The 16,579-nt window shown below is 62.9% G+C and carries 18 protein-coding genes; 12 read left to right on the top strand and 6 right to left on the bottom strand.

The genetic code is table 11. From position 1 onward, the window contains the following. The first annotated feature begins 7 nt into the window (after positions 1-7). The 7 genes from fabG (at position 8) to HA052_RS06065 (ending at position 7,259) form a co-directional block, all read left to right on the top strand. Complete coding sequence (fabG, locus tag HA052_RS06095) at positions 8-745, top strand: 3-oxoacyl-ACP reductase FabG (RefSeq protein WP_081546166.1); 738 nt, start codon at positions 8-10, stop codon at positions 743-745. Positions 746-851: 106 nt separating this feature from the next. Beyond that, positions 852-1,091: an acyl carrier protein gene (gene acpP / locus HA052_RS06090; protein WP_019103041.1), complete on the top strand. Its 240-nt coding sequence runs from the start codon at positions 852-854 to the stop codon at positions 1,089-1,091. A gap of 177 nt (positions 1,092-1,268) precedes the next feature. After that, the gene (fabF, locus tag HA052_RS06085; RefSeq protein ID WP_081546168.1) at positions 1,269-2,510 is read left to right on the top strand and encodes a beta-ketoacyl-ACP synthase II; all 1,242 of its coding nucleotides are present in this window, start codon (positions 1,269-1,271) and stop codon (positions 2,508-2,510) included. A 127-nt stretch (positions 2,511-2,637) separates the two neighbouring features. Further along, on the top strand, positions 2,638-3,930 hold the full coding sequence (locus HA052_RS06080; RefSeq protein WP_166451229.1) for an aminodeoxychorismate synthase component I: 1,293 nt from the start codon (positions 2,638-2,640) through the stop codon (positions 3,928-3,930). Further along, the gene (pabC, locus tag HA052_RS06075; protein WP_166451228.1) at positions 3,930-4,742 is read left to right on the top strand and encodes an aminodeoxychorismate lyase; all 813 of its coding nucleotides are present in this window, start codon (positions 3,930-3,932) and stop codon (positions 4,740-4,742) included. Before HA052_RS06080 ends, pabC begins: the two co-directional genes overlap by 1 nt. Positions 4,743-4,941: 199 nt before the next feature. Next, positions 4,942-6,126 (top strand): cation:dicarboxylate symporter family transporter, encoded by a 1,185-nt coding sequence (locus HA052_RS06070; protein WP_166451227.1) that lies wholly within the window; start codon positions 4,942-4,944, stop codon positions 6,124-6,126. A 260-nt stretch (positions 6,127-6,386) separates the two neighbouring features. Further along, complete coding sequence (locus HA052_RS06065; protein WP_166451226.1) at positions 6,387-7,259, top strand: EAL domain-containing protein; 873 nt, start codon at positions 6,387-6,389, stop codon at positions 7,257-7,259. A 127-nt stretch (positions 7,260-7,386) separates the two neighbouring features. On the opposite strand, the gene HA052_RS06060 is transcribed toward HA052_RS06065, so the two are convergent. Next, a complete protein-coding gene (locus HA052_RS06060) occupies positions 7,387-7,656 on the bottom strand; it encodes a DUF4936 family protein (RefSeq protein ID WP_166451225.1) in 270 nt (89 codons plus the stop codon). A gap of 70 nt (positions 7,657-7,726) precedes the next feature. Here HA052_RS06060 and HA052_RS06055 point away from each other — a divergent pair, with 70 nt between their 5' ends. Then, positions 7,727-8,656: a prephenate dehydrogenase gene (locus tag HA052_RS06055; protein ID WP_240937284.1), complete on the top strand. Its 930-nt coding sequence runs from the start codon at positions 7,727-7,729 to the stop codon at positions 8,654-8,656. Between the two features lie 2 nt (positions 8,657-8,658). Next, the gene (locus tag HA052_RS06050; protein ID WP_166451224.1) at positions 8,659-9,408 is read left to right on the top strand and encodes an SDR family oxidoreductase; all 750 of its coding nucleotides are present in this window, start codon (positions 8,659-8,661) and stop codon (positions 9,406-9,408) included. Here the strand turns inward: HA052_RS06050 and HA052_RS06045 are convergent. Then, positions 9,392-10,294 (bottom strand): LysR family transcriptional regulator, encoded by a 903-nt coding sequence (locus HA052_RS06045; protein ID WP_166451223.1) that lies wholly within the window; start codon positions 10,292-10,294, stop codon positions 9,392-9,394. The genes HA052_RS06050 and HA052_RS06045 overlap by 17 nt on opposite strands. 101 nt (positions 10,295-10,395) lie before the next feature. On the opposite strand from HA052_RS06045, the gene HA052_RS06040 reads away from it, so the two are divergent. Next, positions 10,396-11,658, top strand: coding sequence for an MFS transporter (locus HA052_RS06040; RefSeq protein ID WP_166451222.1), 1,263 nt, complete (start codon positions 10,396-10,398; stop codon positions 11,656-11,658). A gap of 81 nt (positions 11,659-11,739) precedes the next feature. On the opposite strand, the gene mnmA is transcribed toward HA052_RS06040, so the two are convergent. Genes mnmA through HA052_RS06025 form a run of 3 tightly spaced genes read right to left on the bottom strand, consistent with a single transcriptional unit; the run spans position 11,740 to position 13,845 of the window. After that, positions 11,740-12,816, bottom strand: a complete 1,077-nt coding sequence (gene mnmA / locus HA052_RS06035) for a tRNA 2-thiouridine(34) synthase MnmA (protein ID WP_166451221.1) — start codon at positions 12,814-12,816, stop codon at positions 11,740-11,742. After that, the gene (locus HA052_RS06030; protein WP_240937283.1) at positions 12,813-13,361 is read right to left on the bottom strand and encodes a hypothetical protein; all 549 of its coding nucleotides are present in this window, start codon (positions 13,359-13,361) and stop codon (positions 12,813-12,815) included. Before HA052_RS06030 ends, mnmA begins: the two co-directional genes overlap by 4 nt. 31 nt (positions 13,362-13,392) lie before the next feature. Beyond that, positions 13,393-13,845, bottom strand: a complete 453-nt coding sequence (locus HA052_RS06025) for an NUDIX hydrolase (protein WP_166451220.1) — start codon at positions 13,843-13,845, stop codon at positions 13,393-13,395. Between the two features lie 107 nt (positions 13,846-13,952). On the opposite strand from HA052_RS06025, the gene HA052_RS28230 reads away from it, so the two are divergent. Together HA052_RS28230 and bfr are read left to right on the top strand one after the other, a co-directional pair. Beyond that, a complete protein-coding gene (locus tag HA052_RS28230; RefSeq protein ID WP_019103980.1) occupies positions 13,953-14,153 on the top strand; it encodes a bacterioferritin-associated ferredoxin in 201 nt (66 codons plus the stop codon). Positions 14,154-14,316: 163 nt separating this feature from the next. After that, positions 14,317-14,790, top strand: a complete 474-nt coding sequence (gene bfr / locus HA052_RS06015) for a bacterioferritin (protein WP_166451219.1) — start codon at positions 14,317-14,319, stop codon at positions 14,788-14,790. A gap of 81 nt (positions 14,791-14,871) precedes the next feature. Here bfr and HA052_RS06010 read toward each other — a convergent pair whose 3' ends face one another. Beyond that, positions 14,872-16,488 carry a DUF945 family protein gene (locus HA052_RS06010; protein ID WP_166451218.1) on the bottom strand — a complete coding sequence of 539 codons (1,617 nt, stop codon included), beginning with the start codon at positions 16,486-16,488 and terminating at the stop codon, positions 14,872-14,874. Between the last annotated feature and the right edge of the window lie 91 nt (positions 16,489-16,579).

Here is a 16,579-nt window from a genome sequence, read left to right as displayed (position 1 = left end):
GACTGCAATGAGCCTGCAAGGCAAAGTGGCATTGGTCACCGGCGCGTCGCGCGGCATCGGCGCGGCGATCGCCTCGGCGCTGGCCGCCGAAGGCGCTGTGGTGATCGGCACCGCGACCAGCGAGGCCGGCGCAGCGAGCATCCATGAGCGTCTGTCCGCACAGGGCGGCGCCGGTAGGGTGCTGAATGTGACCGAGGCCGGCGCGATCGACGCGCTGGTCGAATCCATCGAGAAAGAATTCGGCGCAATCGCGATCCTGGTCAATAATGCCGGCATCACTCGCGACGGCTTGCTGATGCGGATGAAGGACGAGGACTGGGACGACATCATGGACACCAATCTGAAGTCGGTGTTCAAGGCGTCCAAGGCTGTGCTGCGGGGCATGATGAAGGCGCGCTTCGGCCGCATCATCAACATCGCCTCGGTAGTGGGCGTGTCCGGCAATCCTGGCCAGACCAACTACTCGGCGGCCAAGGCCGGCATCATCGGTTTCACCAAGTCGATGGCGCGCGAAGTGGGTAGCCGCAACATCACCGTCAATTGCGTGGCGCCCGGCTTCATCGACACAGACATGACCCGCGCGCTGCCGGAAGCGCAACGCGCGGCGCTGGTCGAGCAGATTGCCCTGGGCCGCCTGGGCGACGCCAAGGATATCGCCGACGCCACCGCGTTTTTGGCGTCGGATCGCGCTGGCTATATCACCGGCCAGACGCTGCATGTCAACGGCGGCATGTTGATGCCGTGAACGAGTTTGCGGCCTGCCTGGAGATTTAGGTAGGCTGCTCTAATTTTTTTTTGTAGAATACCGGGGTTTTGTTATCCCGAATCAGAAAGGTCAAGGGTTTAAACAAATGGAAAACATCGAAGCGCGCGTTAAGAAGATCGTTGCCGAACAACTGGGCGTGAACGAAGCCGAAGTGAAAATCGAATCTTCGTTCGTGGACGATCTGGGCGCCGACTCCCTCGACACCGTTGAGCTGGTAATGGCTCTGGAAGAAGAGTTCGAGTGCGAAATTCCGGATGAAGAGGCCGAGAAGATCACCACCGTTCAGCAAGCCGTCGACTACGTCACTGCTCACTTGAACAAGTAATTCCTTCCCTTTCGAGGGGTATTAGGACCTCTGCCCGGAGCCTTCTGGTCTCTTCGCAGAGGTCTTTTGCCAAGAGGATGCCAAACGCGCGTTTGATCCCTGCCAAACCGTAGGGCATCGTAATGCGTGGACGGTCTCGTCGGGAGACTGCCCTCCCATCTCTCACGGAGATTCTTCGTGTCAAAACGCAGAGTTGTAGTAACCGGCCTGGGCCATGTGTCCCCGGTCGGCAACGATGTCGTCACCGGTTGGGCCAATTTGCTGGCCGGCCACAGCGGCATCGCCAAGATTACCCGTTTCGACGCCAGCGACATGGCTTGCCAGATCGCGGGCGAAGTGAAGGGCTTTGAGATCAGCGACTATATCTCGCCGAAGGAAGCCCGCCGCAACGACCTGTTCATCCACTACGGCATCGCCGCGGCCTTGCAGGCGGTGGCGGACGCTGGGCTGGATGATATTCCGGGCCTGGACAAGACCCGGGTCGGCGTCAACATCGGCTCCGGCATCGGCGGCTTGCCGCTGATCGAAGACACCGGCGTGGCCTTGCTGGAAGGCGGCCCGCGCAAGATCGGCCCGTTCTTCATTCCGGGTTCGTTGATCAATTTGATCGCCGGCCAGGTGTCCATCCTGAAAGGCTATCAGGGCCCGACCTACGGCATTGTGTCCGCCTGCACCACCGGCGCGCATTGCATCGGCGACGCGGCGCGGATGATCCAGTACGGCGACGCCGACGTGATGGTGGCCGGCGGTTCTGAAGGCGCGGTTTCGCGGCTGGGCATCGGCGGCTTCGCCGCGATGAAGGCCTTGTCCACGCGCAACGACGATCCGGCCACGGCTTCCCGTCCCTGGGACAAGGGCCGGGATGGCTTCGTGATGGGAGAGGGCGCCGGCGTGCTGGTGCTGGAAGACTATGAGCACGCGGTCAAACGCGGCGCCAAGATCTACGCCGAGTTGATAGGCTTCGGCATGAGTTCGGACGCCCACCACATCACGGCGCCCAGCGCCGAGGGGCCGGCGCGCGGCGTAAGCAACGCGCTGCGCGACGCCGGCATCAACGCCGACCAAGTGCAGTACGTGAACGCCCACGGTACGTCCACGCCTTTGGGCGACGCCAATGAAACCACGGCGCTCAAACTGGCCTTCGGCGACCACGCCAAGAAGCTGGTGGTCAACTCCACCAAGTCGATGACCGGCCACTTGCTGGGCGGCGCCGGCGGCGTGGAGGCGATCTACACCATTTTGGCGGTGCACAATCAGGTTTCGCCGCCCACCATCAACCTGCATGATCAGGATGTGGAGGCCGGCTGCGATCTGGACTACGTGCCCAATACCGCTCGCGAGATGAAGATCGACATCGGCATCTCCAACTCCTTCGGTTTTGGCGGCACCAACGGCACGCTGGTGTTCAAGCGCGTCTGATCGTAGTCTTGTCGATTGACAGCCCGAACCGCTGCGCTACACTCGCAGCGGTTTTTCTTTGTTTTCACGCCGTCCGGGTCAAAGCGGGCGGCAAGCTGCGCCGGGCTGCCGGCCCGGGACTTTCTCGATGTTCACTCAGAAACTGGATTTTGCGCCGGACCTGCTGGCGATGCACGCGGCGGATCCGAAAACCTTTCCCTATTTGATGATGTCCTCCGGCGACGCCGGCTGGGATCTTTTGTTGCTGGAAGACGGGCGCGAACTGTTTTACGCCGGCGAAGGCGGCGACTTTCTGCGCCGCTTGGCGGAGTTCAAGCCCCAAGCGGTCGATAACCGTCATCAACTGCCTTTTGTCGGCGGGCATTTTCTTTACTTGGGCTACGATCTGCTGTCCGAGTTCGAGCCCAGCGTGCCCGAAGCGTTGCCGGACAGCTTTCCGCTGGCTGCGTTGGCGCGTACCCCGGCCGCGGTGCTGGTGGATCGCCACGAGGGCTGCGGCTGGATCGTGGCGGAAAGCGCCGAACTGTGGCAGCGGGCGTTGAGCCTGGCCCAAGCGGCGCCGGTGTTCGCGCCGCGTCCGGTGGCCCTGCGAGGTTTGGAAGAAGATCCGCCGCAGTGGTACACCGACGCGGTCGTCCGCCTCAAGCGCTACATCTACGAAGGCGATGTGTTCCAGGTGAATATTTCGCGCGGCTGGCGCGCCGAGCTGGAAGCCGGCGTGGCCGCTGCCGATCTGTTCTCCACCCTGCGTCGCGCCAACCCGGCGCCGTTTTCCGCCTTGGCGGATTTCGGCGACGCGCAGATCGTCAGCTCTTCGCCGGAGCGGCTGGTGCGGGTAAGCGACGGATGGGCGGAAACGCGGCCGATCGCCGGCACCCATCCACGCTCGCAGGATCCGGCGGAAGACGCCGCCTTGAAGCAGCGATTGATTTCCAGCGTCAAGGAGCGGGCCGAGCATGTGATGCTGATTGATCTGGAGCGCAACGATCTGGGCCGCATCTGCCAGCCCGGCAGCGTGGAGGTCAACGAACTGATGGCGGTGGCCAGTTACGCCTATGTCCACCATATCGAATCCAATGTCCGCGGCCGCCTGCGTCCCGGCGTGGGCCCGGCGGAAACGCTGCGCGCGCTGTTTCCCGGCGGCACTATCACCGGCTGCCCCAAGGTGCGCACCATGCAAATCATCCGCGAACTGGAAAACAGCGCGCGCCGAGCCTATACCGGCAGCCTGGGCTATCTCAACCGCGACGGCAGCATGGACCTGAACATCCTGATCCGCACCTTTATGCAGGAGGGGAGCGCGCTGCGCTTTCGCGCAGGCGGCGGCATCGTCGCCGATTCCGATCCCGAGCGCGAACTGCAGGAAACTCGCCACAAAGCGCGCGGCCTGCTGCGGGCGCTGGGCGTGGAGCAGGCCTGATGGCGATGCTGATCAACGGCCGCTCCGACGAGAGGATCACTGCGGCGGATCGAGGCCTGGCCTACGGCGACGGCGTGTTCCGGACTCTGGAGTTGAGAGAGGGCAAGCCCAGGTTGTGGGTATGGCAATACGCGCGCTTGTGCGACGACGCGCGCAGGCTGCGCCTGCCCCCGCCGGAGGAGCGGCTGCTGCTGGCCGAACTGGCTGCGGCGGCGGACGGGCTGTCGCGCGCGGCGGCCAAGATCGTGCTGACCCGCGGCGAAGGCGCGCGCGGCTACGCGATGCCGGAGGCGCCGTCTTGCACCCGCATCGTCAGCGCGGCGGCCTGGAACGGCTATCCGCCGGAGCGCGCCGAACGGGGCGTGACGGCGCGCTGGTGCGAAACCCGCTTGGCCTTGCAGCCGGCGCTGGCCGGCATCAAGCATCTGAACCGGCTGGAGAACGTGCTGGCGCGCTCGGAATGGCAAGATCCCGCCGTCGCCGAAGGCCTGATGCTGGATATGGAAGGCTGGGTGGCGGAGGGCACGATGAGCAATGTCTACGTGCTGGAAGGCGAGGCGATCGTCACGCCCAGGCTGGACCGGTGCGGCGTAAACGGAGCGGTGCGGGATTGGTTGACCGCGCATTGTTTGGATATCGGACGCTCTTTTACTGAAACGCGACTTTCCAAGTCGCGCTTGATTGACGCCGATGCGGTGTTTCTCTCCAATAGCCTGATGGGTATCTGGCAGATTACCCGCTTGGGCGAGCGCAACTGGACACCTCATCCGCTGCTGCGCGCCCTGCAACACAGCCTGTCGCTTCAAGCCTGAAGGTTGAAGCCTGGCGCCGGGAGGGCAGTTCCCGGCGTCGCCGGCAGGCCTGCCCAGACCGCGTCTGCTTTCTTGTCCAAGCCGCCCTTGCCGGGCGGATTCCATTCTTCCGACTGGCGCGCCGTGTCCGGACCGGGCATGGCGGCAAGCGCATGCGCGGATCGCGAACAACATTAAGACCAAGCTCAGAGAGGTTGCCGTGAAATTGATCCTTAAACTACTGGCCGGCATGGCGGTTGGCCTGGCGCTGGGGCTATGGGCCCCGGACGGCCCGCTGGCCTTGCTGATGACTTTCAAAGCCCTGTTCGGGCAGTTCATCGGCTTTATGATTCCGCTGATCATCGTGTTCTACATCATGAGCGGCATCGCCGCGTTGGAGTCCAACTCCGGCAAAATGCTGGGCTGGACCGTGGGGCTGGCCTATTGCTCCACTATTCTGTCCGGCTTGGCGGCTTTCGCCATCGCCTCCGGCGTATTGCCGTCGCTGATTGCCCAGGGCGTGCACGCCACCGACAAGCCCGCGGCGATCAAGGCCTTGTTCTCGCTGGAGATCAAGCCGCTGTTCGATGTGATGACCGCCTTGATGCTGGCCTTCGTGTTCGGCCTGGGCATCGCCGTCACCCGCGCGTTGCGCCTCAAGGAAGTGGTGGACCAGGGCAAGGACATTGTTGAACTGGTGTTGGCCAAAGTGCTGATTCCGTTGCTGCCTGCGTATATCGCCTGCGTTTTCGCGGAGATGGCGGCCGACGGCTCCGTGTTCTCCACGCTGAAGACCTTTGGCGTGGTGCTGGTACTGGCCATCGCCATGCATTGGATCTGGCTGACCCTGCTGTACACCGTGACGGGCCTCGCCAGCGGCCGCAACCCCTGGTCTTTGATCCGCAATATGTTGCCGGCCTACCTGACCGCGCTGGGCACCATGTCGTCGGCGGCGACGATTCCGGTGGCGCTGCGCTCGGCCAAGCAGATGAAAGTCTCCGGCCCGGTGGCGGATTTCGTGATGCCGCTGTGCGCCACGATCCACCTGTGCGGTTCCACCATCACGCTGGTCACTTGCGCCACCGCGGTGATGCTGATGACGGCCGGACTGGACGTGCCAAGCTGGGACGTGATGTTCCCCTTCATCCTGCTCTTGGGCGTGACCATGGTGGCGGCGCCGGGCGCGCCGGGCGGCGCGGTGATGTCGGCGCTGGGCATTCTGGCCAGCATGTTGCATTTCCCCGAGGCCAGCCTGGCCCTGATGATTGCGCTCTACTTGGCGCAGGACAGTTTCGGCACCGCCTGCAATGTCACCGGCGACGGTGTGATCGCATTGTGGCTGGACCGCATAATGGGAAGGCCGGCGGAGGAGACGGAAGGCAAGCCGGCTTCGCAGCAGGCTTGAGTTCGACTCATAGATTTATGTGAACTATACAACGAGCATTTAATTATTTTTAGAGATAAAGAGGGCCATGTATATTGAGCGGGTCTTTCTGGCGCAGTAGCGCGCTGGCGGCTTTCGGCGGCGCTGTCGCCTGAAAGCCGGCCTTTTTCTGTTTGCCGGTTCCACGGAACCGCATGCAGGTTTCTCTCGTATCCTGTTTGGGCCGAACGATGTTCGGCCTTTTTTCTTGTTTGTTTTCTTGGCGCATGCCGGGAGGCGCAATGTCGGCGATGGCGGAGTGTGAGGCGGCGGTTTGGGACCTGGGCGCGCAGCGCGCGCAGGCGGCGTTGCCGCGCTTGAATCAGATGCTGGCGCGGCATGGCTTCGAGGAGGAGCCCTTGTCCTGGCGCGAAGAGCGCGTGCGCGGACAGCACGAGGACTGGCGCTTTCGCAGCGTCTTCCAGCCGGTGTTCCGCTTGCAAGACGGCGAGCCGAAGTTGTGGTCGGTAGAGGCGCTGGCGCGGGTGTCGGACCGCTTCGGCGGCCCATTGATTCCCACGGTGCTGTTCGCCGCGGAAACCACGCCGCGCCGCACCGTGTATGTGGACCGGCAGCTGCGCTGTCTGCATCTGCTCAATTTCTTGCTGCAAGCGCCGCCGCCGGGCCTGGTGCTGTCGCTCAACGTCAATGCCCAGCATTTGGTGAACGTCAGCGAGGCGCATGGGCAGTTTTTCGCCGAGGTCTTGCAACTGCTGGGTGTGCAGCCTAGCCATGTCTGCCTGGAGATTGTCGAGGACGCGGTCAGCGATCCGGTGCGGCTGCATGGCGCGGTGCAACGCTACCGCGATCTGGGCTTCCTGATTTCCCTGGACGACTTTGGCCAGGGCGCGTCCAACCTGGAACGGGTGTGGCTGCTGGAGCCCGATTACGTCAAGTTGGACAAGGTGCTGATGCGGCGGGCCTTGATGCGGCCGGCGCTGCGAGACAAATTGGCCGAGCTGGTGGCCATCTTGAAGCTGCACGGCGCCAAAGTGGTGGGCGAGGGCATAGAAAGCGAGATGCAGCTGGACATCGCCCGCGCCGCCGGTTGCGACTTTGTCCAGGGATTCCACTTGGCGCGGCCGGCAGATACCCTGAACTGGCCGATTTCTTAGAACCAGTTCAAAGTCTGCTGTGCTTCGGCGATACCGCCTTGAAAACGGCTGACACGGTGCATGTGCATTTCGAAGGGGTACTCACCGTGTCACGCTCCACAACGCGCAGCAGATCGTGAACAGCTTCTTAATCCAGCGGCTGAAACCACTCCTCATGGCGGCTTAAGGCCGCCAGCCCGCATTCGGCGCTGACCTCCTGCCAGATGCGGCGGAAAGCGTCCGCGTCGGCTATCTCCTCATAAACCTCCATCCAGGTGTAGGCGTCGTCGCGTCGACGAAGCAGGCGGCCGGCGACGCCGGCGCGGGCCAAGACGCCGGCTTGCAGCGTTCGCAGCCGCGCAAGCAGGGGCGTGTTGTCCGTGTCGACCTTGAAATAGCAATAAAAACTGTAGCTCATTGGATATCCTATGCGGGGTGCGCGCTTGATGCGTCGCAACGGAGTGGTTGTCAGCCAACATTAGGCAGGTATGATAGCCATTCTAGGTTCCAAGGCGATGGATAGAGGAGAAGCGGTGCAGCAAGGGATGGATACCCTGGTGGTGGTGGGCGTGGGCCTGATTGGCGGTTCGTTCGCTCTGTCGCTGAAGCGCGCCGGGATGGCGCGGCATGTGATCGGCGTCGGCCGCACCCGGGAAAACCTGGAGCGGGCGCTGGAACTGGGCGTGGTGGACGAAATCAGTCAGGATTTGGCCGAGGTGGCCGGGCGCGCCGATCTGGTGTTGCTGGCCTCGCCGGTGGGGCAGATGGGCGCGCTGATGGCGGCGATGGCGCCGCGGCTGCGGCCGGAGGCCGTCGTCACCGACGCCGGCAGCACCAAGGGCGACGTGGTGGAGTTGTACCGACGGCATTTGCCGAGCCAGCTGGCGCATTGCGTGCCGGCGCATCCCATCGCCGGCTCCGATCTGTCCGGCGCCGCCGCCGCGCAGTACGGTCTGTACGAAAACCGCAAAGTCGTGTTGACGCCGTTGCCGGAGACCCTGTCTTCCGTCTCCGAGCGAGTGGCGGCGCTATGGCGCGCCTGCGGCGCGGAAATTCACTGTATGACGGCAGAGGAGCACGACGCGGTGTTCGCCACCGTCAGCCACCTGCCGCATTTGCTGGCCTTCGCCTATGTGGACATGGTGGCGGGCAAGGCCGACGCCGAGCGCTGCTTCGACTTCGCCGCCACCGGTTTTCGCGACTTCACCCGCATTGCCGGCAGCCATCCGGAAATGTGGACCGACATCAGCCTGGCCAACCGAGACGCCTTGCTTGAGGAACTGGACCGCTATCGCGCGGGTTTGGACCAATTGCGCCAGATGTTGGCGGTGGGCGACGGAGAGCGGCTGGCGGAGCGTTTCGGCACCGCGCGCGCCGCGCGCACGCGCTGGCATCAGCAATTCATGCGCAAGGGCTGAATATGGGCGACAAGGTGGTGTTGATTACCGGCGCTTCGCGCGGCATAGGCGCGGCGACCGCGTGTCTGGCGGCGGCGGAGGGCTGGCGCGTCGCCGTCAATTATCGCCGGGATCGGGCCGGGGCGGAGGCGGTGGTGGCCGAGCTGCGGCGCGCGGGCGCGGACGCCGAAGCGTTTTGCGCCGATGTCTCGCTTGAGGCTGACATCGTTGGCTTGTTCGACGCGGTGGCGGCGCATTTTGGCCGCCTGTCCGCGCTGGTCAACAATGCCGGCGTCACTGCGCCGATCGGCCGGCTGGAGGATTACTCGGCGCAACGGGTGGAGCAGGTGTTGCGCAGCAATGTGCTGGGCCCCATTCTCTGCTGCCGTGAGGCGGTGCGCCGGATGTCCACCCGTCATGGCGGCGTTGGCGGCGCCATCGTCAACGTTTCTTCGGCCGCGTCGCGGCTGGGCTCGGCCGGAGAGTATGTCGATTACGCCGCCAGCAAGGGCGCCATCGATACCCTAACCCTGGGCCTGGCGCGGGAAGTGGCCGCCGAAGGCATACGTGTCAACGCGGTGCGCCCGGGCCTGATCCACACCGGCATCCATGCCGCCAGCGGCGAGCCCGGCCGGGTGGAGCGCCTGGCCGGCAGCGTGCCGATGGGACGCGGCGGCGCGGCCGAGGAAGTGGCCGCCGCCATCGTCTGGTTGTTGTCCGACGCCAGCTCTTTCTGCACCGGCAGCTTGCTGGACGTCAGCGGCGGTCGTTGAGCCAGCGCTCGCGCATCAAGTTCAGAAACCGGGTCACCAGCGGCGAATCCTCGTCCAGACGGGTGGCCAAGCCCATCGCCAGATAAGCGCCCTCGTCCAGCAGCGGCACATAGTGCACGCCGGGGAGCCGCACGCATTCCAGCGGAGAGGGCAGGATGGCGATGCCGAGTCCGGCGGCCACCAAGCCGATTTGGGTGATCGCCTCGCCCGCCTCCTGTCGCGGCCGCCAGTCCATGCCTTGGCGGCGCGCCAGCTCGCGCAGCACCGTGTTCAAGCCGGTGCCGGCCTCCTGGGGATAGCCGATCAGGCTTTCCCCGCGTAATTGCTCAAGCCGCAGCGCCGGCAGGCCAGCCAGCGGATGCTCGGCGCTGATTACCACTCGCAACGCGTCTCGCTGTAATTCCACCATTGCGATGTCCGCCATGGGCTCCAGGCCGTTGAAGCGCACGAAGCCGATGTCCAGCCGCCGTTGTTGCAAGGCTTGGTATTGGTCTGTGGTGAACATCTCGCGCAGTTTGAGCCGCACCTCCGGGAAGCGCTGGCGATAGTCGTGCAGGCCGGCGTGAAGGATGGGAGATAGCGGCAAAGAGGAGGTGAAGCCTATGCTCAATTCGCCTATTTCGCCGCGCGCGGCGCGTCGGGCTTCCATCGCGGCCAGTTCCGCATCGGCGAGAATGCGCTGGGCGCGGCCCAGGAATTGGCGGCCGGCCTCGGTCAGCTCCACCTTGCGCTGGTGGCGGCGCAGCAGCCGCACGCCCAGTTCGGACTCCAGGGCCTGGATCTGCTGGCTGAGCGGGGGCTGGCCGATATGCAAGCGCTGGGCCGCGCGGGTGAAGTGGAGTTCCTCGGCAACCGCAACGAAGTAGCGTAGATGGCGTAGTTCCATGATTGATATTTTAAAAGTATCAAATGATGCTTAAATATATATTGGACTGCGCTTTCGGCCAAGATTAAGCTCAAAGCCATATTTCGTATTGAAAGCTTTTCATGTCCGCCGATTCGTCGTCTCCCTGCCTTCGCGCCATCGCGCCGCCGCCGTCAGAATCTTGCCTTCCCCCGGTCAAACTGCATGCGGGCACCTCCGAATTTCGCGCCACCGCGCGAGCCATGTTCGTCGGCGGCTATTGCACCTTCGCCATGCTTTACGGCGCGCAACCGCTGATGCCGATGTTCGCCCAGGATTTCGCCCTGTCGCCGGCAGCCTCCAGCGGGGTGGTGTCCTTGGCCACCGGCAGCCTGGCCCTGAGCCTGATTCCCGCCGGCCTGCTGGCGGACCGCCTGGGCCGGCGCCCCTTGATGAACGCGGCGCTGGCGCTGGGCGCGCTGCTGATGTTGCTGTCGGCGCTGGCGGACAGCTTCCAGCATCTGCTGTGGCTGCGCGCGGCTTTCGGGGTGGCCTTGGCCGGCTTGCCGGCGGTGGCGATGACGTATTTGAGCGAAGAAGTGGACGCCAAGTCGTTGGGCCACTCTATGGGCCTGTACATCGCCGGCAATGCGCTGGGCGGGATGAGCGGCCGTTTCATCGCCTCCTTGCTGGCCGATCATCTAGGTTGGCGTTGGGCGCTGCTGACGCTGGCCTTGCTCGGCGTAGCCGGCGCTTGCTTGTTCTGGCGCAATCTGCCGCCGTCGCGCCATTTCCAGCCGCGCCAACATGATCTGGGCCGCATGTGGCGGGAAGCCAAGGGCTTGTTCCGCGACCCCGGGTTGCCCTGGTTGTTCGTCAGCGCCTTTTTGTTGTCCGGTTGTTTCGTCAGCTTGTACAACTATTTGGGTTTCCGTCTGCTGGCCGCGCCGTTCAATATGAGCCAGAGCCTGCTGGGGCTGGTGTTTTCGCTGTATATCGTCGGTGTCTGGTCATCGGCCTGGGTAGGCAAGTTGTCGGACCGCCTGGGCCGGCGCAATGTGTTGTGGCTGATGGTGCTGTCCATGTTGCTGGGGTTGGGGCTGACCTTGAGCGACCGCGTGGTCCTGCTGGTGGCCGGCATCGCCTTGTTCACCTTTGGCTTTTTCGCCGGCCATTCGGTGGCCAGCAGTTGGGTGGGACTGCGGGCGCGGCAGGGGCGGGCGCTGGCCTCGGCCATTTATCTGAGCGCCTACTATCTGGGCTCCAGCTTGGTGGGGTCTTTGTCCGGCCTGATGTGGGGGAGGGGCGGTTGGCAAGGTGTCGCCGCGGTGCTGGCGGCCAGCCTGGCGGCGATGTTGGCGATCAGCCTGGGTTTGAGGCGGCTGCAGCCCTTGCCGCAATCTTGAGCCTGAAAGAAAAAAGCCCTGCGGTTTGGCGCAGGGCTTTTTCATCGCATCGTCGGCACGCAGCGGACTTTGAACCGCTTCTTATTGGATAATGCCGCCGCCCAGGCAGACGTCGCCGTCGTACAGCACCGCAGACTGGCCGGGGGTGACCGCCCATTGCTTGTCGCGGAAGGTCAGCGTGGCCTGGCCGTCGACGATGGCGGATAGATTGCAGCCGGCATCGGCCATGCGGTAGCGGTTCTTGGCGGCATATTCGCCGGCCGCCGGCGGCGCCGGCAGCGTCCAGCTCAGGTCGGCCATCGCCAGTGTCGGCTTCAGCAGCAGCGGGTGATCATGACCTTGCACCACGATCAGCTTGTTGCCGGGAATGTCCTTGCCGGCGACGAACCACGGTTCGCCGGTGCCGTCGCGCGCGCCGCCTATGTTCAGCCCCTTGCGCTGGCCCAGGGTGTAATACATCAGGCCGATGTGCTCGCCCACCACCTTGCCGTCCGGAAGGATCATCTCGCCGGGCTGGGTGGGCAGATAGCGCTGCAGGAATTCGCGGAACGGGCGCTCGCCGATGAAGCAGATGCCGGTGGAGTCCTTCTTGGCCGCGGTGGGCAGGCCGGCTTCCTCGGCCAGCTTGCGCACCTCGGTCTTGCGGATGTCGCCGAGGGGGAAAATGGACTTGGCCAACTGATGCTGCTGCAGCCGGTACAGGAAGTAGCTCTGATCCTTGGTGTGGTCCACCGCCTTCATCAGATAGTGGGTGCCGTCTTTTTCCAGCTTGCGCGCATAGTGGCCGGTGGCGATGCAGTCGGCGCCCAGCTCCATCGCGTAGTCGAGAAAGGCCTTGAACTTGATTTCGGCGTTGCACAGCACGTCGGGGTTGGGCGTGCGGCCGGCGGAGTATTCCTTCAAGAAGTAGGAGAACACGCGGTCCTTGTACTCCTTGGCGAAGTTGACGATCTCCATGTCGATGCCGACGATGTCCGCCACGCTCATCGCGTCCAGCGCATCTTGTTTGATCGAGCAGTACTCGTCGTCGTTGTCGTCTTCCCAGTTCTGCATGAAGACGCCGATCACCTCGTGCCCTTGCTGTTTCAGCAGCGAAGCGGTCACCGAGGAGTCCACGCCGCCGGACATGCCGACGACAATTCTTTTCTTACCCGTCACGGGGAATATCCTTCCATCCAAATATCGAGGGCAAGCACCACCGGGGCTTGCCCAAAGTCCTTGAACCAGCTGTCCACCGCCCAGTCCTGGCCGGAAAGCATGTCGCGCAGCACCGCGGTGTAATGCAGATCGAGCAGGCGCGGCGCGCGCCAGGCCGGTTTGCCCACCGTGTGGTATTGCAGCCAGCCGTGATCCTGCAGATAAGTGAGGAAGGTGGTGACATTGCTGCTGTGGTCCACGCAGTCCATGCGGCCTTCGGCCGGCCCGTCGCGGAAGTTGCCGCCCTTGTCCTGCCAGATCGGCAGCGTGCGCGCGGCGATGTGATAGAGCGCGGTGACGGCGTCGCTGACGGCGGAACGTTCGGTTTCCGGGCTGTTGGCGGTGGACAGGCGGGCGGCGAGCCAGGCGTCGGCTTCGGCGGAGATGTCTACGTAGGCATGTCTGGAACAGCCGTAATGGTAGCAGATATTGATGGCGCTGGCTTGCGCGACCCATGGAAACCAGGCCAGCAGAGTCAATAGGAAAGACAATGATCTCAAGGACATGCCGACTCCGGGCTGCGGGCTAAGGCGGCCGCTAGCGGTCCAGGTGGTGGATCAGCGAAAGGGGGTGGCGCTTGCCGGCGCGGTAGTCGTCCAGGCATTGCTGCACCACCGGGCTCCGATGCCGGGCGCGCAGCGCGACGATGTCATCGTGGCTCAGCCATTGCGCGGATAGGATGCCGTCGTCCAGCCGCGGGTAGTCTTCGCGGCGCAAGGGGTGGCCGTAAAAGGCGAAGCGCAGATAGGTGATGTCGCTGTTGGGGCGGTCCACCAGATAGATGCCCACCAGTCCCAAGGGCCGGAAGTGCCAGCCGGTTTCTTCCAGCACTTCGCGCTTCACCGCATCTTCCAGCGTTTCGCCGTATTCAAGATGGCCGGCGGGCTGGTTGAAGCAGATGCCGTCGCTGGTTACCTCTTCCACCATCAGGTAGCGCCCGTCCAGCTCAATGACTGCTGCAACTGTCGCATTTGGTTTCCACTGCGTCATGGTCTGCGCTTTCTTGTTGACAATGATTCTTGTTTGAATCTATATTCTTGATAACGATTCTCGATTACTTTAACTCAATCCCGAGTTAATTCACCACCGGAACTGCCATGTACGTTTGCCTCTGCCACGCTGTAACTGACAAGCAAATCCGCGAAGCGGTGCACAATGGGGCAACCCGTATGTGCGATTTGAGCCGCGAGCTCGGGGTGGCGACGGATTGCGGCAAATGCGCCTGCATGGCTAACCAACTTCGCAAGGAGGCTGTCCACGCGCTTGGACCGGCTTCGACCGCTCGCAGCGCCGCTTAATTCCTGACCTCGCCTGTTGCTTAGTCTCGGCCAAGGCCGAGCGAACTGCAAATCCCCCACGTACCGCATCCCGCGGCGCGTAGTCCTTTATTTTGCTTGTGACAACTTGAGACTGGCGCGCGCTATGTCATAATGGAAGAATCATTTCTTCCCGGAGAGCGCGATGCAAGGCGATAAAAAAGTTATCAAGTATCTGAACCAGATCCTCAAGAACGAACTGACCGCGATCAACCAGTACTTTTTGCATGCCCGCATGTACAAGAACTGGGGCTTGAAGAAACTGAACGAGCACGAATACCACGAGTCCATCGACGAGATGAAGCATGCCGACGCGTTGATCGAGCGCGTGCTGTTTCTGGAAGGCTTGCCGAATCTGCAGGATCTGGGCAAGTTGCATATCGGCGAGAATCCGAAGGAAATGCTGGAATGCGACTTGAAGCTGGAAATGGACGCGCTGCCGCTGTTGCGCGAAGCCATCGCCTACTGTGAAAGTGCCAAGGACTACGTGACCCGCGACTTGCTGGAAGACATTCTGGAGAGCGAGGAAGAGCATGTGGACTGGCTGGAGACGCAGCTGGGCTTGATCGAGAGCGTGGGCCTGCAGAACTACTTGCAAAGCCAGATGCACGACGATTAAACGCGGCCAGGTTTCGACCGGGTCGGAAAAGAAAAAGGGCTGTCATTCGACAGCCCTTTTTGCGTTCGGCGTCCGCTCGCCTTACTTCTTCTTGTCGGCGCTCTTGTCCGTATGCTTGTCGGGGCTGGGCTGGGAGGCGTCGCGCGGCGCTTCCGCCTCGACTTCCTCCCAAGGCAGGGCCACTTTCTTCTTATTGATGGTCAGCAGGCCGCCGCCGTAATTGAGTTCGGTGTTGATCTGGCCTTTATCCTCAACGATGTATTGCTCGCTCTTCCACTGCGCCAATTGGCTGTCCAGCAGGTTTTTGGCCAGGTCTTCCACTTCCTTCATATTGGGCTGATCTTCGGCGCTTTGGTCGACGGTGAACAGCGTGCGCGCCTGGGCGATCACCAGGTCTTCCAGCGTCTGGCGAGGCAGGCTGAGCTTGGCGTCCACTTCGAAGCGTCGGATGAACTGCGCGGCGTGGTTGAGATCCGCGGGTTGCAGGCCCTTGACGCCCAGGCTGCCTTCCAGCTTGGCTTCGCCGTTGGGCATTTTGAGGTAGAACTCGTTGATCACCACCTTGGGGTCGTTCTGCAGCAGCGGAATGCCGTTTTTCTTGATGGTGTCGATGTATTGCTTGCGCAGCAGCGCGGGGTCCACGCCTTCGAACGGAATCTGGCCGATGGCCTGATCCAGCTTGACCAGCGTCGGGCCGTGCAGGTGGTTGGCTGAGATATCCAAGCGCATCGGGCCGTAGCGATGGTCGTTGAAGTTGAACTCGGCGAAGTTGAGCTTGCCGCGGGTGTTGACGTAGTCGTCCTGCTCGCTGGTGACGATCTGATAGCGGAAATCCTTCAGCGTCACCGCGGACGGCTTGAATTCGCCGGACGGATTGATGAACTCGCCAACGCGCACGCGGGTCATCAGATAGACCAGTTCGTTCAGCTTGATGCTGTAGGGCACGCTTTCGCGGGAGTTGAGCCGGACATTGCCCACGGTCAGTTCGCTGGTGCCCAGCTTGACGCCGGTGTTGCCCGGACGGATGTCGGAAACGTAGCGCACGCCGTCGAAGGCGACGGTGCCTTTGCTGGCGGCCTCCAGCAGGAAGCCGGGAGACAGCGCTTCGGTTTTGTATTCCTTATAGCCGTTGGCGTAGTCGAGCTTCAGGTCGAAGCCCTTCCATTTCATCTTCACGCCTGACAGCGCTTCCTCATAGTCGAAGGCCGGAACCTTGACATCCAGTTCGCCGCCGCCGCCGAAGCCCAGGCGGTTGAAGATGGTGATGGGTTCCTTGTCGCCGAAGAAGCTGGCCAGCGTCTTGCGGGTGGAGTCGCTCATCGCGAACTCGGTGCGCACCAGCGCGCGGCCGGGCCGGAAGTCGAAATCGCCGATGCCGGGAAGGGGGCCGTGCTTGACGTGGTTGGTGAACTTGATGGTGGCGTTCAGCAAGGGCTTCACATTGTCGGGCAGCATGTTTTCATACGGGCCGGACAAATGGCGGTTGAACACCAGTTCTGTGGTTTCCGTGGAGGAGAACCAACCGCGTTGGTAGCTGTGGGATTTGACTTTGAACAGCGGCAGGTCGGCCAGCATCTTGTGCTGTTCCTGCAAGGTCTGCTCCGCCTTGACGCCGGCCCACAGGGTTGCGCCTCCATACAGAACGAACAGGCCACCGAGGGTGGCGCCGGCAATGATCAGACGACGATTTGGCAACACTAGCGCTTTTTCTTAACTAGGATGGAATGAGGCCCTATGGTACACCATCGTCCGCCGCTTGCGTTACTGCCGCCGAGTGAACCCAAGGGCG

Origin of the sequence: Chromobacterium fluminis (genome assembly GCF_011602385.1) — a bacterium.
Taxonomy (GTDB): Bacteria; Pseudomonadota; Gammaproteobacteria; order Burkholderiales; family Chromobacteriaceae; genus Chromobacterium; species Chromobacterium fluminis.
This window is presented reverse-complemented; position numbering and strand designations above follow the sequence as displayed.

Excerpts from the sequence above, each read along its gene's own strand:
- fabG (WP_081546166.1), top strand. The coding sequence starts at position 8 with ATGAGCCTGCAAGGCAAAGTGGCATTGGTCACCGGCGCGTCGCGCGGC.
- acpP (WP_019103041.1), top strand. The coding sequence starts at position 852 with ATGGAAAACATCGAAGCGCGCGTTAAGAAGATCGTTGCCGAACAACTG.
- HA052_RS06080 (WP_166451229.1), top strand. The coding sequence starts at position 2,638 with ATGTTCACTCAGAAACTGGATTTTGCGCCGGACCTGCTGGCGATGCAC.
- pabC (WP_166451228.1), top strand. The coding sequence starts at position 3,930 with ATGGCGATGCTGATCAACGGCCGCTCCGACGAGAGGATCACTGCGGCG.
- HA052_RS06065 (WP_166451226.1), top strand. The coding sequence starts at position 6,387 with ATGTCGGCGATGGCGGAGTGTGAGGCGGCGGTTTGGGACCTGGGCGCG.
- HA052_RS06060 (WP_166451225.1), bottom strand. The coding sequence starts at position 7,656 with ATGAGCTACAGTTTTTATTGCTATTTCAAGGTCGACACGGACAACACG.
- HA052_RS06055 (WP_240937284.1), top strand. The coding sequence starts at position 7,727 with ATGATAGCCATTCTAGGTTCCAAGGCGATGGATAGAGGAGAAGCGGTG.
- HA052_RS06050 (WP_166451224.1), top strand. The coding sequence starts at position 8,659 with ATGGGCGACAAGGTGGTGTTGATTACCGGCGCTTCGCGCGGCATAGGC.
- HA052_RS06045 (WP_166451223.1), bottom strand. The coding sequence starts at position 10,294 with ATGGAACTACGCCATCTACGCTACTTCGTTGCGGTTGCCGAGGAACTC.
- HA052_RS06040 (WP_166451222.1), top strand. The coding sequence starts at position 10,396 with ATGTCCGCCGATTCGTCGTCTCCCTGCCTTCGCGCCATCGCGCCGCCG.
- HA052_RS06030 (WP_240937283.1), bottom strand. The coding sequence starts at position 13,361 with ATGTCCTTGAGATCATTGTCTTTCCTATTGACTCTGCTGGCCTGGTTT.
- HA052_RS06025 (WP_166451220.1), bottom strand. The coding sequence starts at position 13,845 with ATGACGCAGTGGAAACCAAATGCGACAGTTGCAGCAGTCATTGAGCTG.
- HA052_RS28230 (WP_019103980.1), top strand. The coding sequence starts at position 13,953 with ATGTACGTTTGCCTCTGCCACGCTGTAACTGACAAGCAAATCCGCGAA.
- bfr (WP_166451219.1), top strand. The coding sequence starts at position 14,317 with ATGCAAGGCGATAAAAAAGTTATCAAGTATCTGAACCAGATCCTCAAG.